14 protein-coding genes and 1 tRNA gene are annotated in these 16,648 nt (G+C 54.6%); 5 read left to right on the top strand and 10 right to left on the bottom strand.

Annotation, left to right across the window (positions count from 1 at the left end; genetic code table 11):
* Nucleotides 1–6: 6 nt before the first annotated feature.
* Nucleotides 7–1,491 carry a guanosine-5'-triphosphate,3'-diphosphate diphosphatase gene (gene gppA, locus AC07U6_RS18435; RefSeq protein WP_494764582.1) on the top strand — a complete coding sequence of 495 codons (1,485 nt, stop codon included), beginning with the start codon at nt 7–9 and terminating at the stop codon, nt 1,489–1,491.
* A gap of 8 nt (nt 1,492–1,499) precedes the next feature.
* On the opposite strand, the gene rep is transcribed toward gppA, so the two are convergent.
* Nucleotides 1,500–3,518 carry a DNA helicase Rep gene (gene rep / locus AC07U6_RS18430; protein ID WP_494764238.1) on the bottom strand — a complete coding sequence of 673 codons (2,019 nt, stop codon included), beginning with the start codon at nt 3,516–3,518 and terminating at the stop codon, nt 1,500–1,502.
* 221 nt (nt 3,519–3,739) lie between these two features.
* On the opposite strand from rep, the gene ppiC reads away from it, so the two are divergent.
* Nucleotides 3,740–4,021, top strand: coding sequence for a peptidylprolyl isomerase PpiC (gene ppiC / locus AC07U6_RS18425; RefSeq protein WP_105595124.1), 282 nt, complete (start codon nt 3,740–3,742; stop codon nt 4,019–4,021).
* A gap of 60 nt (nt 4,022–4,081) precedes the next feature.
* Here ppiC and ilvC read toward each other — a convergent pair whose 3' ends face one another.
* A complete protein-coding gene (gene ilvC, locus AC07U6_RS18420; RefSeq protein ID WP_494764239.1) occupies nt 4,082–5,560 on the bottom strand; it encodes a ketol-acid reductoisomerase in 1,479 nt (492 codons plus the stop codon).
* Nucleotides 5,561–5,720: 160 nt separating this feature from the next.
* On the opposite strand from ilvC, the gene ilvY reads away from it, so the two are divergent.
* Entirely contained in the window at nt 5,721–6,602 is an 882-nt protein-coding gene (gene ilvY, locus AC07U6_RS18415; protein ID WP_494764240.1) for an HTH-type transcriptional activator IlvY, read from the top strand.
* Here the strand turns inward: ilvY and ilvA are convergent.
* The 6 genes from ilvA to ilvL all read right to left on the bottom strand — a co-directional run bounded on the left by ilvA (nt 6,599) and on the right by ilvL (nt 13,148).
* Nucleotides 6,599–8,143 (bottom strand): threonine ammonia-lyase, biosynthetic, encoded by a 1,545-nt coding sequence (gene ilvA / locus AC07U6_RS18410; RefSeq protein WP_494764241.1) that lies wholly within the window; start codon nt 8,141–8,143, stop codon nt 6,599–6,601. The genes ilvY and ilvA overlap by 4 nt on opposite strands.
* A gap of 5 nt (nt 8,144–8,148) precedes the next feature.
* Nucleotides 8,149–9,999: a dihydroxy-acid dehydratase gene (gene ilvD / locus AC07U6_RS18405; protein WP_494764242.1), complete on the bottom strand. Its 1,851-nt coding sequence runs from the start codon at nt 9,997–9,999 to the stop codon at nt 8,149–8,151.
* 65 nt (nt 10,000–10,064) lie between these two features.
* A complete protein-coding gene (locus AC07U6_RS18400; RefSeq protein ID WP_105595119.1) occupies nt 10,065–10,991 on the bottom strand; it encodes a branched-chain amino acid transaminase in 927 nt (308 codons plus the stop codon).
* A gap of 18 nt (nt 10,992–11,009) precedes the next feature.
* The gene (gene ilvM, locus AC07U6_RS18395) at nt 11,010–11,267 is read right to left on the bottom strand and encodes an acetolactate synthase 2 small subunit (RefSeq protein ID WP_494764243.1); all 258 of its coding nucleotides are present in this window, start codon (nt 11,265–11,267) and stop codon (nt 11,010–11,012) included.
* Nucleotides 11,264–12,910 (bottom strand): acetolactate synthase 2 catalytic subunit, encoded by a 1,647-nt coding sequence (gene ilvG / locus AC07U6_RS18390; RefSeq protein ID WP_494764244.1) that lies wholly within the window; start codon nt 12,908–12,910, stop codon nt 11,264–11,266. Before ilvG ends, ilvM begins: the two co-directional genes overlap by 4 nt.
* A 139-nt stretch (nt 12,911–13,049) precedes the next feature.
* A complete protein-coding gene (ilvL, locus tag AC07U6_RS18385) occupies nt 13,050–13,148 on the bottom strand; it encodes an ilv operon leader peptide (protein WP_105595116.1) in 99 nt (32 codons plus the stop codon).
* 336 nt (nt 13,149–13,484) lie between these two features.
* Between ilvL and AC07U6_RS18380 the strand changes: the two genes are divergently transcribed.
* Nucleotides 13,485–15,005, top strand: coding sequence for a YifB family Mg chelatase-like AAA ATPase (locus AC07U6_RS18380; protein WP_494764245.1), 1,521 nt, complete (start codon nt 13,485–13,487; stop codon nt 15,003–15,005).
* Between the two features lie 33 nt (nt 15,006–15,038).
* On the opposite strand, the gene AC07U6_RS18375 is transcribed toward AC07U6_RS18380, so the two are convergent.
* Nucleotides 15,039–15,377: a MaoP family protein gene (locus AC07U6_RS18375; RefSeq protein WP_105595114.1), complete on the bottom strand. Its 339-nt coding sequence runs from the start codon at nt 15,375–15,377 to the stop codon at nt 15,039–15,041.
* Between the two features lie 121 nt (nt 15,378–15,498).
* Between AC07U6_RS18375 and hdfR the strand changes: the two genes are divergently transcribed.
* Complete coding sequence (gene hdfR / locus AC07U6_RS18370) at nt 15,499–16,320, top strand: HTH-type transcriptional regulator HdfR (protein ID WP_494764246.1); 822 nt, start codon at nt 15,499–15,501, stop codon at nt 16,318–16,320.
* Between the two features lie 169 nt (nt 16,321–16,489).
* On the opposite strand, the gene AC07U6_RS18365 is transcribed toward hdfR, so the two are convergent.
* A tRNA-Trp gene (locus tag AC07U6_RS18365) sits at nt 16,490–16,565 on the bottom strand.
* Nucleotides 16,566–16,648 lie beyond the last annotated feature (83 nt).

Raw genomic sequence — 16,648 nt, 5'->3', positions numbered from 1 at the left:
GTCTCTATGCTCAGCGCGTCATCACTCTATGCTGCAATCGATCTGGGATCGAACAGTTTTCATATGTTGGTGGTGCGCGAGGTGGCTGGCAGTATCCAGACCATTGCCCGCATCAAGCGTAAAGTGCGTCTGGCTGCCGGCCTTGATGGCAGCAGCCATCTTTCTGAAGAAGCGATGGAGCGCGGCTGGCAGTGTCTGCGGCTGTTTTCAGAACAGCTACAGGATATTCCCCCGGAGCAGATGCGCGTCGTGGCCACCGCCACACTGCGTATCGCCGTCAACGCCGACAGTTTTCTGGTTAAGGCTCAGCAAATCCTCAATTGCCCGATTAATGTGATCAGCGGTGAAGAGGAAGCGCGGCTGATCTATCAGGGCGTCGCTCATACTACCGGCGGGTCCGATAAACGCCTGGTGGTGGATATTGGCGGCGGCAGTACGGAACTGGTCACCGGTAGAGGTTCGCAAACCACCTCACTGTTCAGCCTGTCGATGGGTTGCGTCACCTGGCTGGAACGCTATTTTACCGACCGCCATCTGGGAAAAGAGAATTTTGCTCAGGCTGAAGAAGCGGCCCGCGAAATGATCCACCCGGTAGCGAGCGTGCTGCGTGAGAACGGCTGGCAGGTCTGCGTGGGGGCTTCCGGTACCGTGCAGGCGCTGCAGGAAATCATGATGGCGCAGGGTATGGATGAACGCATTACCCTGAACAAACTGCAGCAGCTCAAACAGCGTGCCATTCAATGCGGCAAGCTGGAGGAGCTGGAAATAGAAGGACTGACGCTGGAGCGCGCACTGGTGTTCCCGAGCGGGCTGTCGATCCTGATTGCTATCTTCACCGAACTGAATATCAGCAGCATGACCCTGGCAGGTGGCGCACTGCGCGAGGGCCTGGTGTACGGCATGCTGCATCTTCCGGTCGATCGTGATATCCGTAAACGCACGCTGCACAATATTCAGCGCCGCTTCGCTATCGATGTTGAGCAGGCCGATCGCGTGCGCCAGCTGGCGGAAAGCTTCACCCGTCAGGTGAGCAATGGCTGGAAGCTGGACGATCTGAGCCGCGATCTGTTGGAAAGCGCCTGCCTGATCCATGAAATCGGTCTGAGCGTCGATTTCCGCCAGGCTCCGCAGCATTCCGCTTATCTGGTACGTCATCTGGACCTGCCGGGCTTTACGCCCGCGCAGAAAAAACTACTGGCCACCCTGCTGCAAAACCAGGTCAACGGCATCGACCTGGCGCTGTTAAGCCAGCAGAATGCCGTACCGCCGCGCGTAGCGGAACGCCTGTGCCGTCTGCTACGCCTGGCAATTATCTTCTCCAGCCGCCGTCGTGATAACACGCTCCCTGCGGTTCGCTTACAGGCCGATGATGATACGCTGAGCCTCACGCTACCTGCAGGCTGGCTGCAGGCGCATCCGCTACGCGCCGAACTGCTGGAGCAGGAAGTCCACTGGCAGAGCTATGTACACTGGCATCTGACCGTCGTCTGACTGCCGTATTATTTCTTTGCTTTATCCAGCATCGCCCGCAGACCGGCTACCCGACTTTGGCCGGTTTGCATCCGCTCTTCCGCACTCACCACCTTGCGCTCTCGCTCCCACTGCAGATCATCCTGCGGCAGTTCCAGTAAGAAGCGGCTGGGCTCCGGGCGAATCAGCTCACCGTACTGACGGCGTTCGCGGCACAGACTGAAGGTCAGCTCTTTTTGCGCACGGGTGATGCCGACATAGGCCAGACGACGTTCTTCCTCAACGTTGTTTTCATCAATACTGCTCTGATGGGGTAACAATCCCTCTTCCATGCCCACCAGATACACATAGGGGAACTCAAGACCCTTTGAGGCATGCAGCGTCATCAGCTGAACCTGATCGGCTTCTTCATCGCTCTCGCCACGTTCCATCATATCGCGCAGGGTGAAGCGCGTGACGACCTGGGTCAGCGTCATCGGTTCATCAATATCACTGCCTTCGAGCATTTCCGTCATCCACTGGAACAGCGTATTGACATTCTTCATGCGCATTTCTGCGGCTTTCGGGCTGGCGGAGGTTTCAAACAGCCAGCTCTCATAGTCGATGCCGTGGATCAGATCGCGTACGGCGGCCACCGGCTCCCGCTCGGCCAGCCTTGCAATTTCCTGCAGCCAGTGGGTGAAGCGCTGGAGTGATTCCAGCCCGCGACCGGTCAATGTCTGGCTCAGTCCCATATCAAAGCTGGCGGTAAACAGGCTTTTATTACGCTGCATCGCCCATTCACCCAGCTTTTGTAATGTGGCCGATCCAATTTCGCGCCGGGGTGTATTAACAATGCGCATAAATGCGCTGTCGTCATCGGCGTTGGTCAGTACCCGCAGGTAGGCCAACAGATCTTTGATCTCGGGGCGCGAGAAGAACGACGTACCGCCGGAAATCCGGTACGGAATACGGTTCTGCATCAGCATTTTTTCAAACACTCGCGACTGGTGGTTACCGCGATAGAGAATGGCGTAGTCTTTATACTGCGTCTTGTTAATAAAATGGTGTGCTATCAGCTCGCCCGCTACCCGTTCGGCCTCGTGCTCTTCATGGTTAGCCATCACCACTTTGAGTTCAGCGCCGTAACCCAGCTCGGAGAAGAGGCGCTTTTCAAACACGTGCGGGTTATTCGCAATCAGGATGTTCGCGGCTTTCAGGATGCGCTCAGACGAACGGTAGTTCTGCTCCAGCTTGATCACCTGCAACGCCGGGAAATCCTCTTTTAGCAGCACCAGATTCTGCGGCCGCGCCCCGCGCCATGAATAGATAGACTGGTCATCATCCCCAACTACAGTAAAGCGTGCACGGCTGCCTACCAGCAGTTTAACCAGCTCGTACTGGCTGGTGTTGGTATCCTGATATTCATCCACCAGCAGGTAGCGAATGCGCTGCTGCCAGCGTTCACGGACTTCCTGGTTGCGCTGGAACAGCAGCGTGGGCAGCAGGATCAGATCGTCGAAATCCAACACGTTGCAGGATTTCAGGTGTTTGTCATACAGTGCGTAGCAGTGGGCAAAGAGCTTATCGCGCTCGGACTTCGCGCCCGCGGCGGCACGCGGCGGGTCCAGCAGATCGTTTTTCCAGTTTGAGATCGTCGAAGTTAACAGCTGAAGCAGATTTTTATCGTTTTCCAGCCACTCTTCGGTCAGATCCTTCAACAGCGCCAGCTGATCCTGATCGTCAAACAGCGAGAAGTTAGATTTCATTCCCAGCGCAGCATATTCACGCTTGATGATTTCCAGACCGAGCGTATGGAAAGTAGAGATCATCAGCCCGCGTGCTTCTTTGCGTCCCAGCGTCTGCGCCACGCGCTCTTTCATCTCGCGCGAGGCTTTATTGGTGAAGGTGACCGCAGCAATATGCCTCGCCTGGTAGCCACACTCGCGGATCAGGTGAGCAATTTTATTGGTAATCACGCGCGTTTTACCCGAGCCGGCTCCAGCCAGTACCAGACAGGGTCCGGTAACAAATTCGACGGCGTGTTGCTGACCAGGATTAAGACGCATAGCTTGATTATTCCACTAATAAAACAGGCAGGAAGTATAACTAAAGAAAGCCTGCCTGTGGAGCGGTCCGAAAACACGCTCTGACCATGGGCACGAGATCATCATTTAGCCACCTGGCCGATATGGCATCAAATGCCCCTGTCGCGCCGGGAAGAGTGAGCAGGTATAGTAAGCGCCATCCGGCCCACTGGCCTGACTGACTGAATATTCTGGAGAGCAACATGGCGAAAATGGCAGCAGCACTGCACATTCTGGTTAAAGAAGAGAAATTGGCACTGGATCTGCTGGAACAGCTGAAACAGGGTGGTGATTTTGAAAAGCTGGCTAAGAAGCACTCTACCTGCCCTTCTGGGAAAAAAGGCGGACATCTGGGTGAGTTTAAGCAGGGTGCGATGGTACCGGCATTCGATAAAGTGGTGTTCTCCTGCCCGCTGATCGAGCCGCAGGGCCCGCTGCATACGCAGTTCGGCTACCACATCATTAAAGTGCTGTACCGCAAATAAAATAATGGCACCCGAGGGTGCCATTTTTCACTCTGGCGGAGAATTAATCCGCTGAGAACATTAGCCTGCTACGGCGATACGTTTCATGTCGGTCATGTAGCCACGCAGGATGCGGCCTACAGATTCGATTGGGTGCTGACGAATCGCTTCGTTAACGTCACGCAGCTGTGCGTTATCAACGGTAGTTGAAGTGCTTGCTGCTTTACCCAGATCGCCCGCCTGCAGTGTAGTCATGAACTCTTTCAGCAGCGGTACCGCCGCGTAAGAGAACAGGTAGTTACCGTATTCTGCGGTATCAGAGATAACCACGTTCATTTCATACAGACGCTTACGTGCGATGGTGTTCGCAATCAGCGGCAGCTCGTGCAGTGATTCGTAGTAGGCAGACTCTTCGATGATGCCTGCATCCAGCATGGTTTCAAACGCCAGCTCAACGCCCGCTTTTACCATCGCTACCATGACCACGCCTTCGTCGAAGTAGGTCTGCTCGGCAATTTTGCCTTCGAACTGCGCTGCGGTTTCGAATGCGGTTTTACCGGTCTCTTCACGCCAGCCCAGAAGGTTTTTGTCGTCGTTAGCCCAGTCAGCCATCATACCGGAAGAGAATTCGCCGGAGATGATGTCATCCATGTGCTTCTGGAACAGCGGAGCCATGATGGTTTTCAGCTGCTCGGACAGCGCGTAGGCACGCAGTTTAGCCGGGTTAGACAGGCGATCCATCATCAGCGTGATACCACCCTGCTTCAGCGCTTCGGTGATGGTTTCCCAGCCGAACTGAATCAGTTTTTCTGCGTAGGCCGCATCAGTACCTTCCGCCACCAGCTTGTCGAAACACAGCAGAGAACCAGCCTGCAGCATACCGCACAGGATAGTCTGCTCGCCCATCAGGTCAGATTTCACTTCCGCAACGAAAGAGGATTCCAGCACGCCCGCACGGTGACCACCGGTTGCCGCGGCCCAGGCTTTAGCAATCGCCATACCTTCGCCTTTTGGATCGTTTTCCGGGTGAACCGCGATCAGCGTTGGCACACCGAAACCACGCTTGTATTCTTCACGAACTTCCGTACCCGGGCACTTCGGCGCCACCATCACAACAGTGATGTCTTTACGGATCTGCTCACCGACTTCAACGATGTTGAAACCGTGAGAGTAGCCCAGCGCAGCACCGTCTTTCATCAGCGGCTGTACTGCCTGAACAACAGAAGAGTGCTGTTTGTCCGGAGTCAGGTTAACCACCAGGTCAGCCTGTGGGATCAGATCTTCGTAAGTGCCAACCTGGAAACCGTTTTCGGTCGCTTTGCGCCATGAAGCACGTTTCTCAGCGATCGCTTCTGCACGCAGAGCGTAAGAGATGTTCAGGCCAGAATCGCGCATGTTCAGGCCCTGGTTCAGACCTTGGGCACCACAGCCAACGATGACGACTTTTTTACCTTTCAGGTAGCTTGCTTCATCAGCAAATTCTTCGCGCGCCATGAAGCGGCATTTACCTAATTGCGCTAACTGGTTGCGCAGGTTCAAAGTGTTGAAATAGTTAGACATGGGCACTCCTGGGTTGTGTTCGCGTTTTATTTGTTGTCCGGGCTGTCGGTTTCTCCGCCCTGAATAGACTCTATCATATGACAGGAAATCTATTGCTGAAATTGATATATTAACAACGTGACATTGCATGTTTTGCAACGTAAAAACGAGGTTCGATTCCATGGATTTGCGCGACCTGAAATTATTCCTTCATCTGGCGGAAAGCCGCCATTTCGGGCGCAGTGCGCGCGCCATGCACGTCAGCCCCTCCACACTCTCCCGCCAGATCCAGCGGCTGGAAGAGGACCTGGGCCAGGCGCTGTTCCTACGTGATAACCGCACTGTTACCCTGACGGATGCTGGCGAAAGTCTGCGGCAGTTTGCACAGCAGACGCTGTTGCAGTATCAGCAGATGCGTCACGCCATAGGCCAGAATGGTCCATCACTAAGCGGTGAGCTGCGACTGTTCTGTTCCGTGACCGCCGCCTACAGCCATCTGCCGCCGATCCTCGATCGCTTTCGTGCCGAACATCCGCTGGTTGAAATCAAGCTGACCACCGGGGATGCCGCCGATGCGGTGGAGAAGGTGCAGTCAAACGAGGTCGATATTGCCATTGCCGGACGCCCGGAAATGCTGCCCGCCAGCATTGGCTTTATGCCGCTGGGGCTAATCCCGCTGGTGCTGATTGCGCCCGCGCTGCCCTGCCCGGTACGTAACCAGGCAACTCAGGCAGAGCCGGACTGGGCACAGATCCCATTTATCCTGCCCGCACAGGGGCCATCGCGCCGCCGTATCGACCTCTGGTTTCGCCATCGTCATATTGCGAATCCAATGATTTACGCCACGGTATCCGGGCATGAAGCGATTGTTTCGATGGTCGCATTGGGCTGCGGTATTGCACTACTGCCGGATGTGGTGCTGGAGAACAGCCCGGAACCGATTCGTAACCGTATTCTGGAACTGGAAGATGTGGAGATGGTTGCGCCGTTCGAACTGGGCGTGTGCGTACAAAAAAAGCGGCTCACCGAGCCGCTTATTGATGCGTTCTGGAATCTGCTTTAGCCGGCAAGGAAGAAACGGAACGCCGGGTTACTGGTTTCATCGTGGAAATCATATCCCAGCGCCGCCATGTGCTCTTCAAACTGCGGTTCGTTATCGCTCAGTTCAAACGCAGCCAGCACGCGACCATAATCGGTACCGTGGCTGCGGTAGTGGAATAGAGAGATATTCCAGTGCGTTCCCAGCGTTTGCAGGAAGCGCAGCAGCGCCCCAGGGGCTTCCGGGAATTCGAAGCTGAACAGCCTTTCACGCAGCGGCTTAGATGGACGACCGCCGACCATATAACGCACGTGCAGTTTCGCCATTTCATCATCGGACAGATCGACCACCTTGTAGCCGCCTTCGGTCAGCAGTTCCAGGATTTCCTGGCGCTCCTCAAGTCCACGGGTCAGCCGGACGCCGACAAAAATGCAGGCGTCGTCGGCGTTAGCATAACGATAGTTAAACTCCGTGACCGAACGCCCACCAAGCAGCTGGCAAAACCGCAGGAAGCTGCCCTGTTGTTCAGGAATGGTCACCGCCAGTAGCGCTTCACGCTGTTCACCCAGTTCACAGCGCTCAGACACATAGCGTAAACCATGGAAGTTGACGTTAGCACCGGAAAGCACGTGTGCCAGGCGTTCACCTTTAATCTGGTGCTGCTGGATATACTTCTTCATGCCAGCCAGCGCCAGTGCACCGGATGGCTCCGCCACCGCACGCACATCGTCAAACAGGTCCTTCATCGCCGCGCAGATAGCATCGCTGTCTACGGTCACGATGTCGTCAATATACTCCTGGCACAGACGGAAGGTCTCGCTGCCGATCCGCTTCACCGCCACGCCTTCAGCAAACAGCCCAACACGAGGCAGATCGACAGGCTGGCCGGCATCCAGCGCCGCCTTGAGGCAGGCCGAGTCGTTGGATTCCACAGCGATGACCTTAATCTGCGGCATCAGCTGCTTAATCAGCACCGCGACACCCGCGGCCAGACCTCCGCCCCCCACCGGCACAAATACGCGATCGAGATGCGCATTCTGCTGCAGCAGTTCCATTGCCAGGGTTCCCTGCCCGGCAATGACCATCGGGTGATCGAACGGCGGAACAAAGGTATAGCCCTGCTGTTCCGACAGTTCTATCGCCTTGGCTTTTGCTTCGTCAAAGTTGGCACCGTACAGGTAAGCCTCACCGCCAAATGCCCTCACCGCATCGACTTTGATATCCGCTGTAGCAACCGGCATCACGATCAGGGACTTAATACCCAGCCTGGTCGCGGATAGCGCCACGCCCTGCGCATGATTTCCCGCAGACGCAGTGACAACGCCCCGCGCCTTTTGCTCTTCGGTCAGTCCGGCGATCATCGCGTAAGCGCCACGCAGCTTAAAGCTGTGTACCGGCTGACGATCTTCCCGCTTGACCAAAATCGTGTTGCCAAGGCGCGAAGAGATTTTCTCCATCTTCTGCAGCGGCGTTACCTGTGCGACTTCGTATACCGGTGCGCGTAGCACCGCACGTAGATACTCCGCCCCACAGGGTTGTGCGGGTAGCGGTTGCGACTCAGCCATACTTTTTAGCCTCCCAGCTTACTCTTATCGCGGACGGCACCTTTGTCTGCGCTGGTTGCCAGGGTGGCATACGCACGCAGGGCAAAGGAAACCTGACGCACGCGGCCGTGTGGCGTCCAGGCCTCATCACCGCGGGCCAGCTCTTTTTCACGACGTGCATGGATTTCGTTGTCTGGCAGATCCAGATGAATACGACGATTTGGAATATCCAGCTCGATCATGTCGCCATCCTGAATCAGCGCGATGGTGCCGCCACTCGCCGCTTCTGGTGAGATGTGCCCCACAGAAAGACCGGAAGACCCTCCCGAGAAACGGCCATCGGTGATCAGCGCACAGGCTTTGCCCAGCCCCATCGATTTCAGATAGGTGGTCGGATAGAGCATTTCCTGCATGCCAGGGCCGCCTTTTGGCCCTTCGTAGCGGATAACAACACAGTCGCCCGCCACCACTTTGCCACCCAGGATCGCTTCTACCGCATCATCCTGGCTTTCGTAGACTTTTGCCGGGCCTTTGAAAGTCAGCAGCTCAGCATCTACGCTAGCGGTCTTCACGATACAGCCATCTTCTGAGATGTTGCCGTACAGCACGGCCAAACCGCCATCCTGAGAGAACGCGTGTTCGCGAGTGCGGATACACCCTTCCTGACGGTCATCATCCAGCGTGTCCCAGCGGCAATCCTGTGAGAAGGCCTGAGTGGTACGAATACCGGCTGGACCCGCGCGGAACATCTTTTTCACCGCTTCATCTTTGGTCAGCATGATGTCGTACTGATCCAGCGTTTCACGCATGGTTTGCTGCAGAATGTTGCGCACGCTGGTGTCTATCAACCCTGCACGATCCAGCTCGCCAAGAATACCGATCACGCCACCTGCACGGTGAACGTCTTCCATATGATATTTCGGCGTACTTGGCGCCACTTTACACAGGTGCGGGACTTTACGTGACAGGCGATCGATATCGGACATGTTGAAGTCGATCTCGCCTTCCTGCGCGGCCGCCAGCAGGTGCAGAACGGTATTCGTTGAACCTCCCATAGCGATATCCAACGTCATTGCATTCTCGAACGCGGCTTTAGTCGCGATATTACGCGGCAGCATGTTGACATCATCCTGCTCGTAATAGCGTTTAGTCAGGCTAACAATGCGCTGGCCGGCGGTCAGGAACAGCTCTTTACGGTCAGCGTGTGTCGCCAGCAGCGAGCCGTTGCCCGGTTGAGACAGGCCCAGCGCTTCGGTCAGGCAGTTCATCGAGTTGGCGGTGAACATACCGGAACAGGAGCCGCAGGTCGGGCAGGCGGAACGTTCAATCTGGTCACTATCGGCATCGCTGACGTTAGGGTTTGCACCCTGAATCATTGCATCGACGAGATCCAGCTTGATGATTTTATCTGACAGCTTGGTTTTACCGGCTTCCATCGGGCCGCCGGAAACGAAGATTACTGGAATGTTCAGGCGCAGCGACGCCATCAGCATTCCCGGGGTGATCTTGTCACAGTTGGAGATACAGACCATGGCATCGGCGCAGTGCGCGTTAACCATGTATTCAACCGAGTCGGCGATCAGTTCACGCGACGGCAGAGAATAGAGCATGCCGCCGTGGCCCATGGCGATACCATCATCAACGGCGATGGTATTGAATTCTTTCGCCACGCCGCCTGACGCTTCAATCTGCTCGGCGACCAACTTACCCAAATCGCGCAGGTGCACGTGACCCGGCACGAACTGCGTGAAGGAGTTTACAACCGCAATAATCGGCTTACCGAAGTCATCATCGGTCATTCCTGTGGCGCGCCACAGGGCACGGGCGCCCGCCATATTGCGCCCGTGGGTGGTGGTAGCGGAACGGTACTTAGGCATGCTCTATTACTCCAGAAATCGATGGTACGCGGGTGTCAACTGACGCCCGAGAAAATGTATAGTTCTTATGAGTTAACCGGGTCCAGCCAACCCCATTTGTCTTCCGTTTCACCAGTGAACAGACCAAAGAATGCAGACTGAATACGCTCGGTCACCGGACCACGCTTGCCCGCGCCGACCTGAATACCGTCAACGCTGCGTACCGGGGTGATCTCTGCAGCAGTACCGGACATGAAGACTTCATCTGCCAGATACAGTGATTCACGAGAAAGCACCTGCTCACGGACTTCGATACCCAGGTCCTGCGCCAGTTTGATGATGGCGTCACGAGTAATACCCGGCAGTGCGGAAGAGGTGAACGGCGGGGTAAACAGAATGCCGTCTTTCACTTCAAACAGGTTCTCACCGGCACCTTCAGAGATGTAGCCCTGAGTGTCCAGTGCGATACCTTCCTGATAGCCGTGACGGCGCGCTTCGCTACCAACCAGCAGGGAAGACAGGTAGTTACCACCGGCTTTAGCCGCGGTTGGCAGGGTGTTTGGCGCCACGCGGTTCCATGAAGACACCATCGCATCAATGCCCTGTTCCAGCGCTTCAGCACCCAGGTAAGCACCCCACGGGAACGCGGCGATGATCACATCAGTGCTGTAGCCATCTGGTGGGTTCACGCCCAGACCAACATCACCCACAAATACCAGCGGACGGATATACGCGCTTTTCAGGTTGTTTTTGCGCAGCGTTTCACGGCACGCTTCCATCAGTTCATCAACGCTCTGGCTGACAGGGAAACGATAGATTTTTGCAGAATCACGCAGACGCTGCATGTGTTCACGATGGCGGAAGACCACTGGTCCTTTGTGCGAGTCATAGCAACGGACGCCTTCGAATACGGATGTACCGTAGTGCAGTGCGTGGGACATGACGCTCACCTTCGCGTCTTCCCATTTAACCATCTCGCCATTGAACCAGATAAAGTCAGCTTTCTTCGTCATTCTTATTTCCTTGCCCGCTTAAGCGCGGATTTGTTGTGTTGTCTGTTGTTGAACCTGGACGCATTCAACGTCCATCAGTTTACTTAACTGCGTTGACAGTAAATCGACAGAGCGCTGGCTGGCAACGGTCAATTCAATATTAATATTGTCGGTATTCGCCTGCGAAGCCATATTCATCGTGCACACCTGAAAACCACGGTGGCGAACTACGCGTAAAATACGTTCCAGTACTTCCGGGCGAAAACGCGCTTCGATAGACAATTGATGCTGCATCATGAGGTTTTCTCCATCATATTTTCGTTGCTGGCACCGGGTGGTACCAGAGGCCAGACGTTCTCATGCTCGTCAATCGCGACGTGGAGCATGTATGGCCCTTCACTGTGCAGCAAAGCGTCTAATGCGGCCTCGACCTGATCTTTACGGGTAATGCGCTGGCCGGGGATATTGAAAGCGCTGGCCAGTGTGAGAAAGTCCGGGTTATCTGAGAGATTGGTTTCGCTGTAACGTTCTTCGAAGAACAGCTGCTGCCACTGGCGCACCATACCTAAACGCTGGTTATCCAGCAGCACGATTTTCACCGGCAGCTGCTTGCGTTTAATGGTACCCAGCTCCTGCACATTCATCATAAATGAGCCATCGCCGGAGACGCAGATCACGGTATCGTCGGGGCGAGCCACCTGAGCACCTACGGCAGCTGGCAGGCCAAAGCCCATCGTGCCCAGGCCGCTGGAGGTGATGAAATTCTCCGGTCGGGTAAAGCTCATATGCTGCGCCGCCCACATCTGGTGCTGGCCGACATCGGTAGTCACAATGCTGCTCGCCGATTTACGGTCAGAAAGCTGCTTCAGGAACAGCGGAGCAAAGATAGCCTCCCCCGGGTGATCGTAACGCCAGCCGTGATCGGCTTTCAGCGCTTTGATCTCTTCACGCCAGGCTGAGATCGCTACCGGATGATAAAGATCCGGCAGCAGCTTGTTCAGATCGCCCTGCAGGGCAACGTGCGCACGGCGCAGTTTGTTCAGCTCCGCCGGGTCGATATCCATATGGATGACGCTGGCATGTGGTGCGAAGGTATCCAGCTTGCCGGTCACCCGGTCGTCAAAGCGGGCACCGACGGCAATCAGCAGATCGCACTGCTGAACGGCGAGGTTCGCCGCCTTAGTGCCGTGCATACCCAACATGCCGAGATAGCACTCATCTTCCATATCCGGCGTTCCCAGACCTTTTAAGGTCGCAACGGTAGGGATTCCGGTTTCTTTGGCGAAGGCCCGCAGCGCATGTACTGCATCGGCCATACCGACGCCGCCGCCAACGTACAGAATCGGTTTCTGCGACTGTGCCAGCAAATGACGGGCCTGCTGCAGTTCAACGTGCGGGTGAGCCTGCTCCTGCTCAACCGGCAGCAGATGGGCAGTCAGCTCGCCGCTGGCCAGCTGAATGTCTTTAGGAATATCAACCAGAACAGGGCCGGGACGACCCGATTTAGCAATGGCAAAGGCTTCAGCCATCACGCCCGGCAGTTCATCGAGCGATTCCACCAGGAAACTATGTTTGGTACAGGCCAGCGAGAGGCCCAGAACGTCGATCTCCTGGAAGGCATCGGTACCCATGACCGCAGAAGAGACCTGGCCGGTAATGGCAACAATAGGAACAGAGTCCAGCATCGCATCGGCCAGACCCGTGATCAGGTTGGTCGCGCCGGGGCCAGAAGTGGCGATACAGACGCCGACTTTTCCAGTGGCACGGGCAAAACCGATAGCGGCCATGGCTGCCCCCTGCTCATGGCGGCACAGTAGGTGTTCGACACCGCCGTCATAGAGCGCGTCATAGACCGGCATAATTGCTCCACCAGGATAGCCGAATACTATCTCGACTCCCTGTGCACGCAAAGCTTGAACGACCCACTGTGCACCATTCATAGTTATTCCCCCGCCTCTGGCTGGGAACAACAGCATTTTATGCTACTTCTCATCTTCTGTTCCTCACACGTTTTGTCTTGCTAAAAAAAAACCCCCGGACCTTTCGGTGCGGGGGTTCTTTCGAATTCAGGCTTGATTTTTAAGCCTTTCTTTCTCCGAGCGTAGCCCCGCACGGCGTGATAATAATCACGACGACGCTAATGACGACTAGGCTAATGACTCGTAGAAGGGCTTTCATTTGGATTCTGTAATTCACTTGTTCGAATTAATGTCTATAGAGTTATCACAGTTACGCATTTGCGTTCAACTTTTTTCATCATTTTATTTTATGACACCGTACGCAAAAAAAGTAAAAAGTATTGTTATTCAGTGAATAAGAAGATGTTGATTTATTTTCAATACTCACCTGCCGTGACCGCTTTAATCCCACATAGTGGAATTCTCACGGCAGCTCGCAGCGTGATGAAACATGCTGCACCATCACAAAATAACTGTCAGTCCGTCTCACAGCGATCCCTTTTGCTAATCGTCAGGATAGAAATTTGTATGCACAGTAACGCCAAAAGGAGGCTCCATGTCGTTATCTGTTGCTTACACTCGTGCTGCGATTGGTATTCAGGCACCCCAGGTTTGCGTTGAAGTCCATCTCAGTAACGGGCTTCCCGCACTTTCCATGGTAGGGTTGCCTGAAACGGCAGTCAAAGAGGCGCGTGACCGGGTACGCAGCGCCATTATTAACTGCGGATTTTCTTTCCCGGCCAAACGGATCACCGTTAACCTGGCTCCGGCTGATTTACCCAAAGAAGGGGGAAGATTCGATCTTCCTATCGCAGTTGCCATTCTCGCAGCCTCAGAACAGATTCCTGCGGAGAAACTCACTCAATATGAATTCCTGGGCGAACTGGCTCTTACGGGCGCTCTACGGGGCGTACAGGCGGTTATCCCGGCCGCGATGGCAGCCCGGGAGGCCGGGAGACAGCTGATCCTCTCCGCGGATAATCTCGCAGAGGTTGGCCTGATAGAACATGGTGATAATTTACTTGCTCGGGATTTGCTGGAGGTCTGCGCCTATCTGCATGGCGAAACCCAGCTGGAGCGCGCATGCGTGAAGCATGATGAGCTGCCGGCAATAGAGGGTGACCTGCAGGAGGTGATCGGCCAGCAGCAGGCCAAGCGCGCACTTGAGATCGCTGCTGCCGGCGGGCATAACCTGCTGCTAATCGGGCCCCCCGGTACCGGTAAAACCATGCTGGCAACGCGCCTGAACGGGCTTATGCCGCCGCTGAGCGATCGGGAAGCGCTGGAAAGTGCCTGCATAGCCAGCCTCATCAAGAGCGATGGCATGCATACTCACTGGCGCCAGCGCCCTTTTCGCTCCCCTCACCACAGCGCATCACTATTTGCCCTGGTTGGCGGAGGGGCTCTACCTAAGCCGGGTGAGATATCTCTGGCACACAACGGCGTGCTTTTTCTTGATGAGCTTCCGGAGTTTGAACGTCGTGCGCTGGACGCCCTGCGTGAACCGCTGGAGTCTGGCGAGATCGGGATATCTCGCGCCCGTGCTAAGGTGACCTATCCGGCCAGATTCCAGCTGATCGCGGCGATGAATCCCAGCCCGACGGGTCACTATAACGGTCCCCATAATCGCTGCTCTCCGCAGCAAACGCTGCGCTATCTGAGCCGATTATCCGGTCCCTTCCTTGACCGTTTTGATCTTTCACTGGAAGTACCTCTGCTACCGGCAGGAACGCTGAGCGCGCAAAGGAGTGGCAGTGAATCCAGCGATACCGTCCGGAAACGTGTCGTCGCTGCGCGTGAACGCCAGCTGGCACGCGTGGGAAAAGTGAACGCGCTCATGAGTCATCATGAGATCAAAGGTTGCTGCCTGTTAAAAACTGAGGATGCCGAGTGGCTGGAACAGGTGTTGAATCAACTTGGTCTATCGGTAAGAGCCTGGCAGCGAATTTTAAAGGTGGCGCGAACGATTGCCGATCTGGCGGATGATAACGAGATTCATCGGGAACATCTGACTGAAGCGGTGAGCTATCGGGGAATGGATCGATTACTGATTAATCTACAGAAAAGTCTGGAGTGACAGACATTAAAAAGGGGCCGAAGCCCCTTAATCTTAATCGTCGCTATCCGAATAGTCTTCAACACCTTCCATCTGCGGTTTACCGCCTGAAAGGGTATGAAAACGCTTAGGACGTTTAATTCGTGTCATGTACTTAGACCAGACTCTTTCTGCCTCAGTTTGCGGCTCACGTACACCGCGGCACACTTCGATAAACAGACGCTCTTCTTCCGTTGTCGGCTCACGCTTTGCCAGATCCAGCTCGTTAAAAGCATAACCATGACGCTCAAGAAGTTGGGCTTCTTTGATGGTGAAATCACCGTGCCGGGAGAACCCGCGGGGATAGTGTTTGTTATCAAAAAAACGACTGGTTGTTGCGAAGCTTTCCGCCATTTTACACGCTCCTAACTCTTTTAAGGCCGAGCTATTTATGGCGCGGAGTATTAGATAGGCTTGACAGAGTGTAAAACAAAACATTTAAATCATAACGACAAATGTTTTTTAGGAGATCGCTGTGGATACGGAATTACTAAAAACCTTTCTTGAAGTGAGCAGAACTCGCCACTTTGGACGAGCTGCGGAAGCACTCTATCTAACGCAGTCCGCCATTAGTTTTCGCATTCGACAGCTTGAAAATCAGCTAGGTGTGAACCTTTTTACCCGGCATCGTAACAATATCAGGTTAACTTCAGCGGGTGAGCGTTTACTGCCTTACGCCGAGAGCCTGATGAACACGTGGCAAATGGCTAAGAAAGAGGTCTCACATACCCAACAGCATCATGAGCTATCGATAGGCGCCAGTGCTTCGCTATGGGAAGCCTATCTGACGCCCTGGCTAAAGCTGCTCTATCAGCAGCACGAGAGTCTACATCTCGAAGCACGAATTGCTCAGCGTCATCTGATGGTTAAGCAGCTGCATGAACGTCAACTAGATCTGTTGATTACCACCGAAGCACCCAAAATGGACGAGCTAACAAGCCATCAAATTGGCCATATCTCATTAGCGCTGTTCAGGTCGCGAAAATCGGAGAAAAAGGAGAAATATGATTATATTAAGCTGGAATGGGGGGCGGATTTTCATCAACATGAAAACTATCTTGTCGGTGCCGATGATATACCCGTACTGACGACAACCTCAGCACATTTAACACGCCAACTGTTGCATACAACAGGAGCCGGTGCATTTTTACCGGACTTCTGGGAGACGGAGTACAGCGATCTTCTCTTAATTCAGGATACTGCAGTTGTCCTCAGACCCCTGTACGCAGTCTGGTTACAAAATAGCGATCGGCAAACACACATCCGCCAACTCATCAAATCACCGGTTAATATATAACCAATCAGTGTTGATAAAAGCGACAAAAGAGCCGCCGGGCGGCTCTTTCTAATAAGTAATCATTGAGAAAAATCGGTGTGGGTTACACCTTTATTATCATAACGAGCTGTTTTTCTATGAAGTTGAAGCAAAAAAAATCCTTTGCCTAAGCAAAGGATTTTTCTTTATCTGGCAGGGGCGGAGAGACTCGAACTCCCAACACCCGGTTTTGGAGACCGGTGCTCTACCAATTGAACTACGCCCCTAAAAGGGTGGCGGAACGGACGGGGCTCGAACCCGCGACCCCCTGCGTGACAGGCAGGTATTCTAACCAACTGAACTACCGCTC

This window comes from Erwinia sp. GW821-FHT03D09, from assembly GCF_059420805.1.
This window is presented reverse-complemented; position numbering and strand designations above follow the sequence as displayed.